This is a genomic window from Stackebrandtia sp., assembly GCF_035643755.1.
Classification (GTDB): Bacteria; Actinomycetota; Actinomycetes; order Mycobacteriales; family Micromonosporaceae; genus Stackebrandtia.
Map to the genome: position 1 here is coordinate 1 of NZ_DASQPW010000129.1, position 8,051 is coordinate 8,051.

Annotated in this window: 5 protein-coding genes; 4 read left to right on the forward strand and 1 reads right to left on the reverse strand. The window is 69.3% G+C overall.

Annotated features, from left to right (window positions below):
- Positions 1 to 2,333, forward strand: a 2,333-nt coding sequence (locus VE172_RS09800; protein WP_324800532.1) for a putative bifunctional diguanylate cyclase/phosphodiesterase, incomplete at its 5' end; no start/stop codon positions are given.
- A gap of 40 nt (positions 2,334 to 2,373) precedes the next feature.
- On the opposite strand, the gene VE172_RS09805 is transcribed toward VE172_RS09800, so the two are convergent.
- On the reverse strand, positions 2,374 to 3,906 hold the full coding sequence (locus tag VE172_RS09805; RefSeq protein ID WP_324800535.1) for an alpha/beta hydrolase: 1,533 nt from the start codon (positions 3,904 to 3,906) through the stop codon (positions 2,374 to 2,376).
- 499 nt (positions 3,907 to 4,405) lie between these two features.
- On the opposite strand from VE172_RS09805, the gene VE172_RS09810 reads away from it, so the two are divergent.
- The 3 genes from VE172_RS09810 to ilvC are packed head-to-tail and all read left to right on the forward strand — an operon-like array spanning position 4,406 to position 7,750.
- Positions 4,406 to 6,199, forward strand: a complete 1,794-nt coding sequence (locus VE172_RS09810; protein ID WP_324800538.1) for an acetolactate synthase large subunit — start codon at positions 4,406 to 4,408, stop codon at positions 6,197 to 6,199.
- A gap of 1 nt (position 6,200) precedes the next feature.
- Entirely contained in the window at positions 6,201 to 6,719 is a 519-nt protein-coding gene (ilvN, locus tag VE172_RS09815) for an acetolactate synthase small subunit (RefSeq protein WP_324800541.1), read from the forward strand.
- A gap of 8 nt (positions 6,720 to 6,727) precedes the next feature.
- Entirely contained in the window at positions 6,728 to 7,750 is a 1,023-nt protein-coding gene (ilvC, locus tag VE172_RS09820; protein ID WP_414715080.1) for a ketol-acid reductoisomerase, read from the forward strand.
- The last annotated feature ends 301 nt before the right edge of the window (positions 7,751 to 8,051 follow it).

An 8,051-nucleotide genomic window follows, 5' to 3' on the forward strand; every position in this document is an offset into this window, starting at 1 on the left:
CCGGCGTGCTGATGATCGTGCTGTTCGCCGAGGCGATGGTGCGGCTGCCCGACGACGCCCCCACCCCCGCGGCGCGGGTGCGGCGCGGCCTCGACGGGCTGTTCATCGCCGGTTGCGTGGTCTTCAGCATCTGGATGCTCGCCGACCCCGCCGACGGACCCGGGCTGTTGGCCCGCGGCTTCCTGGTGGTGGCGGTCGTGGTGGTCGCGGCGGGCATGATGGGCATCGGGGTGGTGGCCACGATCCGCGCCACCGCGCACCGCCGCCGCTACCTGCTGCTGCTGAGCGGCCTGGGCCTGGTGTCGGTGTCCCACATCGGCATCACCGTCGCCTTCACCGGCTACGTCAGCCCGCAGGTGTGCCGTCCGTTGACCGTCGCGTGGGGGGTGGGCTGCGTGGCCTCGGCCGGGGCGGTGTGGCTGGCCCGGCGCTTCCCGGGACCGGCGGCGGCCGTGCCGCTGCCCCGCGTCGACGTGTTCGTGACCCTGGCGCCGGCGCTGGTGGCCTCCGTGACCGCCCTGTACCACGGCTTCGCGTATGGTCCACTGGGGAGCGACTCGATCATCCTGGCCATGGTCGTGGTGGGGGTGCTGTCGATCCGCCAGGTGCTGGCCCGCGTCGACGTGCGGCGCTACGCCGAGGCGGTGGCCAACCGCGAGGCGTACTTCCGCTCCATCGTGTCGGGCTCCTCGGACATCACCACCGTGCTGGACGGCGGCATGCGGGTGGTCTTCCAGGCCTCCTCGGACGTGTGGCGGCCCAGCGGCGAGACCTCCCGGATCATCGGCGCGCCCTTCATCGAGCTGATCCACCCCGACGACGCGTCCATGGTGGAGCATCAGCTCCGGGACCTGATGGACGAGGCGTCCGGCGGCCGGGTCACCCTGTACGCGCGGATCCGCGACAGCGACGGCGCCTGGCACGACACCGAGTCGACCGTCTCCGACCAGCGGGACCTGCCGCAGGTCAGCGGCCTGGTCGTCCACACCAGGGACGTCGCCGAGCGCCGCGGCCTGGAACGCGAACTCGCCAAGCTCGCCTACACCGACCCGCTGACGACGCTGTCCAACCGCCGGGCCCTGCTGCGCACGCTGGACTCCGACGTGGCCGGCGGCACGATGCCGTGCACCCTGCTGGCCGTCGACCTCGACGGGTTCAAGAACGTCAACGACACCCAGGGCCACGACATCGGTGACGCCGTCCTGGTCGAGGTGGCCCGCCGCATCAAGGCCAGCCTGCGGCCCACCGACGTGGCCGCGCGGCTGGGCGGCGACGAGTTCGCCGTCCTGCTGTGGTGCCCGCCCGACAGCGGCTACGAGATCGCCGAGCGCCTGCTGGGGGTGCTGTCGGAGCCGTACCGCTTCGACGGGCACGCCTCGGTGTTCCTGTCCACCAGCATCGGCCTGGCCGGGTGCGCCACCGCCGACGACGTCGCCGCGCTGCTGCGCAACGCCGACCTGGCGCTGCGCTCGGCGAAGCAGAAGGGCAAGAACCAGATCGAGGCGTACGACGCGGCCTTCGAGAAGCGGGTGCGGCGCCGCAACCTGCTGGAGCACGAACTCCACGACGCCATCGACCGCGACGAGCTCACCCTGGTGTACCAGCCGGTGATCTCGCTGCCCGACCACAAGGTGGTGGGCGCCGAGGCGCTGCTGCGCTGGAACCACCCGCGCCTGGGGTCGGTGTCCCCGGCCGAGTTCATCCCCGTGGTGGAGGACGCCGGGCTGTCCACTGTGCTGACGACGTGGACGCTGCGGCAGGTCGCCAGCCGCCTGGCCGCCTGGAAGACCACCGGCCACCCCGCCTGGATCTCCATGAACCTGTCCCCGCGCCAACTCCACTCCCGCGCCTTCGCCACCGAACTGGCCCAGTCCCTTCTGGAGCGCGGCGTGCCGCCGTCCCGGCTGGTGGTCGAGGTGACCGAGCACGACGTCGCCCAGGACATGGACATCCTGGTGGCCCAGCTGTCGGCGCTGCGCGGCACCGGCGTCCGCATCGCCCTGGACGACTTCGGGGCCGGGTATTCCTCGCTGGGCCAGCTGCACCGGCTGCCCGTCGACATCCTCAAGATCGACCGCGACCTGGTGGCGGGCAGCGACGACGGCGCCGCCCCGCTGGCCGACATCGCGGTGCGCCTCGGCGAGCGGCTCGGCCTGGCGGTGATCGCCGAGGGCGTGGAGTCCGAGACCCAGCTGGAGGTGGTCACCCAGGCCGGTTGCGGCATGGTGCAGGGCTACCTTCTGGCCCGCCCGATGGCCGTGGAGAAGGTGGATGCCTTGCTGCGCGAGGAGATCCGCCGCCACCGGGCGGCCCCGCTGGCGATAGAGTCCTGATGGGACTCGGGCCGGCGGGGCCGTGGACCGCGGTTGTCCGTTAGAACTCCACGTCGGAGCCCGGGGAGGTCGCGTCGGCTCCCGTGGCGGCGCCGGGTTTCTCGACGCCCGGGCAGCTCAGGCCCTCGGCGGGGACGGTGAGATTGATCAGGTAATCGTCCACGGCGTCGTTGACGCAGGCGCTCTTGCGGCCGTAGGCGTAGATGGTGTGGCCGTAACCCTCGTACGTGATGAGGTGGGCGCCGCTTTGCTCGGCGGCCGCCCTGGTCCACGAGTACACGGTGGCGTGATCGTGGATGTTGCCCAACATCACCAGCGGCGGGGCGCCGTGAATGTCCAGTTTGGCCTGCGGGTTGGTGGTGGGGCCGGGGTAGCCCGCGCAGATCAGGGCCATGTTCAGGTTCGGCGTCCACTGGGTGTTGGGGTATCGCTTGGCCAGCTTGGACTTCAGGTGTTTCCAGTCGCCGTAGCCGTGGACGGGGAGATCCCAGTCCTGGCACCACATGGCCTGGTCGGGGAGGTTCATCTCGGCCGACGCCGACTTCGCCTTGACCGACATCTCTCCCTTGTGGTCGCGCAGCGCCAGGTACGTCCGGCTCAGCTCCACCCACGCGTTCGGGCGCACCGCCGAGGCCAGGATCTGGGTGAACGCGGAGAAGTCGATCGCCGCGCCGGTGTGCGGGTCGGTGAGCGTGCCCGCCTTGGCCCGCTCGCGCAGCTTCCCGTACACGTCGCGGGTGCCCATGCCGTGCAGCGCGCACGCCGTGTCGCCGTCGCACCAGTCGGCGAAGTCGTCGAAGACGCCCTCCAGCGCCCCGACCTGTGAACTCGTCTGCTCCCATGTGGACGTGATGCTGTGGTCCATGTTGCCGTCCATCACCATGGCGCGAATCCGCTTCGGAAAGCGCTCGGCGTACTGCTGGCCCATCAGGGTGCCGTAGGAGTACCCGACGTAGTTGAGCTTCTTCTCGCCCAACGCGGCGCGAATCGCGTCGATGTCGCGCACCACGGATCGATTGTCCACATGGTCGTACAGCGGCCCGGTCAGCTTTCGGCAGTTGTCCGCCACCTCGCGGGTCAACGACACGGCCGCGTCGTACTGCTCGGCGGTGGTGGGCAGCATCGCGGCCTTGGCTCGCGCGACGAGGTCGGCGTCGCACTTGATCGGGGTGCTGGCGTTGACGCCGCGCGGGTCGAAGCTCACGGTGTCGAAGCGGGCGTTGACCTTGTCGGTGAACACCGTTCCCTGCTCCAGCAGCCGCACGCCCGAACCGCCGGGGCCGCCCGGGTCGGTCAGCAGCGAGCCGACGCGGTGGTCCGGGTCGGTGGCCTGGCGGCGGGCCAGGGCGATGTCGACGGTGTCGCCGTGGGGCTGGGACCAGTCGAGCGGGACGGTGATGGTGGCGCATTCCACATCGCCCTGCGGTTTGTCGGACGCGGGGCAGTCGTGCCAGGCGATGCCGTCACCGCTGGCCTGGGCATTCGCCGTGAAGGCCACCGACACGCCGGAGACCGCGACCGCGGCGACGATCGCGATGCCGAGATAACGCTTGCGGACTTTCAACTCACTCAAGCCTTTCGATTTCATAAGGGGTGAGCAAAGTGGACTCCAATGGGGAAACGGGCCGCTTCGCGGACCCGACACTGCCACGTCCAATGCCTGGGAGACAAGGAAAAACGACCTTCGCCGACGGATCGGTCACCAAGGTCGGGTGGCCGTCATGACGAAGGTCGGGTACCGATGTGGACGAACGTCGGGGGGCCGTCGCCGACGGTGTCGCTTAGTCAGCGTTCAGGTACGCCGCGTGTCTCGAATGGCGGGAATAGTTGACATTCCGCGCCGCGGTGGGGCATTCTTACCGCGTGCCACAGCAGCGAATTAGCATCCCGACCGCGGAGAACCTCCGTGCGCTCGGGGCTGTCGTAGTACTTATCTAGCGCACCGTTGTCACCCAACGGTGCGCTCGCCCCGTGCGTCTCCGCACGCGGGCGTTTTTTGTTGCCTATGACACACCTCGCGCCCACAAGGCGCCAGCCGAAACCATTCACCAGCCAGACCGGACACATGGGACATGGATAACTCACATACCACCGCCAAACCCCGGCCGCCGAAACGGCCGAACGCTCCGACGACCGTCACCGGCGCTCAGGCCCTGGTGCGTTCCCTCGAAGAGCTCGGCGTCGAGGTGGTATTCGGCATTCCCGGCGGGGCCATCCTCCCCGCCTACGACCCGATGATGGACTCCACAAGGGTCCGTCACGTCCTGGTGCGTCACGAACAGGGCGCCGGACACGCCGCCACCGGCTACGCGCAGGCCACCGGAGAGGTGGGCGTGTGCATGGCCACCTCCGGTCCCGGCGCCACCAACCTCGTCACGCCGCTGGCCGACGCCTATATGGACTCGGTTCCGGTGGTGGCGATCACCGGCCAGGTGGCCACCTCGCTGATCGGCACCGACGGCTTCCAGGAGGCCGACATCCACGGCGTGACCATGCCGATCACCAAGCACGGTTACCTGGTCCAGGAGGCCGCCGACATCCCGCGGGTGTTGGCCGAGGCCTTCCACATCGCCTCCACCGGACGCCCGGGACCGGTCCTTGTGGACATTCCCAAGGACCTGTTGCAGGCCGAGACCGTCTTCGACTGGCCGCCCCGCGTCGAGCTGCCCGGATACCGCCCCACGACGCAGCCGCACGGCAAGCAGATCCGGCAGGCCGCCGAGCTGCTGGCCGCCGCCCGCCGCCCGGTGCTGTATGTCGGCGGGGGAGTGCTGAAGGCCGGGGCCTGCGCCGAACTGGCCGCGCTGGCCGAGGCCAGCGGCGCGCCCGTCACCACCACCCTGATGGCCCGCGGCGCCTTCCCCGACACCCACCCGCAGCACGTCGGCATGCCCGGCATGCACGGCTCGGTCCCCGCGGTGTACGCGCTGCAACGCGCCGACCTGATCGTGGCGCTGGGCGCCCGCTTCGACGACCGGGTCACCGGGCGCATCGACACCTTCGCGCTCGACGCCCAGATCGTGCACGTGGACATCGATCCGGCCGAGATCGGCAAGAACCGCCAGGCGGACGTGCCCATCGTCGGCGACGCCAAGGCGGCGATCGCGCGGCTCACCGAGGCCTACGACGCCGACGCCGACTCCTCCCGCATGGACACCTGGTGGTCGGAGCTCAACGACCTGGGCGAGCGCTTCCCGCTGGGCTTCGACAAGCACGACGACGGCAGCCTGGAGCCGCAGCACGTCATCGAGCGCATCGGCGCGCACGGCGGCGGCGACGCCGTCTACGTCACCGGCGTCGGCCAGCACCAGATGTGGGCGTCGCAGTTCATCAAGTACGACAAGCCCTACAGCTTCCTCAACTCCGGCGGGCTCGGCACCATGGGCTACGCGGTGCCGGCCGCGATGGGCGCCAAGTTCGGCAAGCCCGACACCACCGTGTGGGCGATCGACGGCGACGGCTGCTTCCAGATGACCAATCAGGAGCTGGCCACCTGCGCCCTGGAGGGCATCCCGATCAAGGTGGCCGTGATCAACAACGGCAACCTCGGCATGGTCCGGCAGTGGCAGACGTTGTTCTACAATCGACGGTACTCCAACACCTCGCTGGGCACGCACGGTACGCGCGTCCCCGACTTCGTCAAGCTCGCCGAGGCCCTGGGCTGCGTGGGACTGCGCTGCGAGTCGCACGCCGACGTGGACGCCACCCTCGACAAGGCGATGGCCATCAACGACCGGCCCGTGGTGGTCGACTTCATCGTCGGACCCGACGCCATGGTGTGGCCGATGGTGCCCGCCGGCGTCAGCAACGACGAGATCCTGTCCGCCCGCGGCATCCGCCCGATCTTCGACGCAGAGGAGTGCTGACATGTCCCACAAACGCACCCTCGCGGTCCTGGTGGAGAACAAGCCCGGCGTGCTGTCGCGCGTCACGGCGCTGTTCTCCCGGCGCGGCTTCAACATCGACTCCCTCGCCGTCGGCGAGACCGAGCAGCCGGGCATCTCCCGTATCACCATTGTGGTCGACGCGGCCGCCCATCCCCTGGAACAAGTCACCAAGCAGCTCAACAAGCTCATCAACGTGCTGAAGATCGTCGAACTCGATCCGGAGTCGTCGGTGGGGCGCCAGCTGCTGTTGGTCAAGGTGCGCGCCGACGCGGCGACCCGCTCCCAGGTCGTGGAGGCCGCGGGCCTGTTCCGCGCCAAGGTCGTCGACGTCACCACCGACACCGTGACGATCGAGGCCACCGGTGGTGCTGGCAAGATCGAGGCGTTCCTGCAGGTGATCGAGCCGTTCGGCATCGCCGAGCTCGCGCAGTCCGGCCAGGTGGGGCTGGGCCGGGGCGCGAAGTCCATGACGTCCATGGCACGCAACCGTTCCAACTAACCAAGGAGATTCACACTCACATGGCCGCTGAGGTTTTCTACGACGACGACGCCGATCTGTCCATCATCGCCGGACGCAAGGTCGCGGTGCTGGGTTATGGCAGCCAGGGCCACGCGCACGCCCTGAGCCTGCGCGACTCCGGGGTGGATGTCCACGTCGGACTGCCCGAGGGCTCGAAGTCCCGCGCCAAGGCCGCCGAGGAGGGGCTCACCGTCTCGACCCCGGCCGAGGCCGCCGCCTGGGCCGACGTGATCATGGTGCTGGTTCCCGACACGGTGCAGGCCAAGGTGTACACCGAGTCCATCGAGCCCCACCTGAAGGACGGCGACGCGATCTTCTTCGGGCACGGCTTCAACATCCGCTACGACCTGATCCAGCCGCCCGCCAATGTGGACGTCGCCATGGTCGCCCCCAAGGGGCCGGGTCACGTGGTGCGCCGCCAGTTCAACGAGGGCAAGGGCGTCCCCTGCCTGATCGCGGTGGAGCAGGACCCCTCGGGCACGGCCCGGGCGCTGGCCCTGTCCTATGCCAAGGGCATCGGCGGCACCCGCGCCGGCGTGCTCACCACCACCTTCACCGAGGAGACCGAGACCGACCTGTTCGGCGAGCAGGTGGTGCTGTGCGGCGGAATCACCGAGCTGATCCACGCCGGGTTCGACACCCTGGTGGGCGCGGGCTACCAGCCCGAGGCCGCCTATTTCGAGGTGCTGCACGAGCTGAAGCTCATCGTGGACATGATCAACGAGGGCGGCATCTCCAACATGTGGTACTCGGTGTCCGACACCGCCGAGTACGGCGGCGTGACTAGGGGACCGCGCATCATCACCGCCGAGACCCGCGCCGAGATGCGCCGCATCCTCGGCGAGATCCAGGACGGCTCCTTCGCCAAGGAATGGGTCGCCGAGGCCGCCAGCTACGCCGAGTTCAACAAGCTGCGCGCCGCCCAGCGCGAGCACCCGATCGAGCAGGTCGGGGCGAAGCTGCGCGACATGATGCCGTGGGTGAAGCGGTCCATCACCGAGACCGCCTGAGCCGCAAGGGTTTCAACGGGCGCGCCGAGCCGATCGGCGCGCCCGTTTTTGGTGTTCGGGGGCCGCGGCCGTGGCGGTGTTGTCCGGTCGCGTTCCCCAGCAGGGGTTTCAGCTCGATTCCAGATTCGTTCCAGACGTGGAATTCACCGTGGACTTACATCCACGACGGGACGGGATTCGATGGAAACCTTTGCTGACAAGCTGGACAAGGTCGTCGTCAACAGCCTCTCTCCGAATCGGACCGTGAAGGTTCGCCTCAGCGGACGCGACGGCATCACCGTGCGCTTCGCCGCGTCGGGCG

What these genes read in the sequence shown, in the direction of transcription:
- VE172_RS09810 (WP_324800538.1), top strand. Translation starts at nt 4,406, where the DNA reads ATGGATAACTCACATACCACCGCCAAACCCCGGCCGCCGAAACGGCCG.
- ilvN (WP_324800541.1), top strand. Translation starts at nt 6,201, where the DNA reads ATGTCCCACAAACGCACCCTCGCGGTCCTGGTGGAGAACAAGCCCGGC.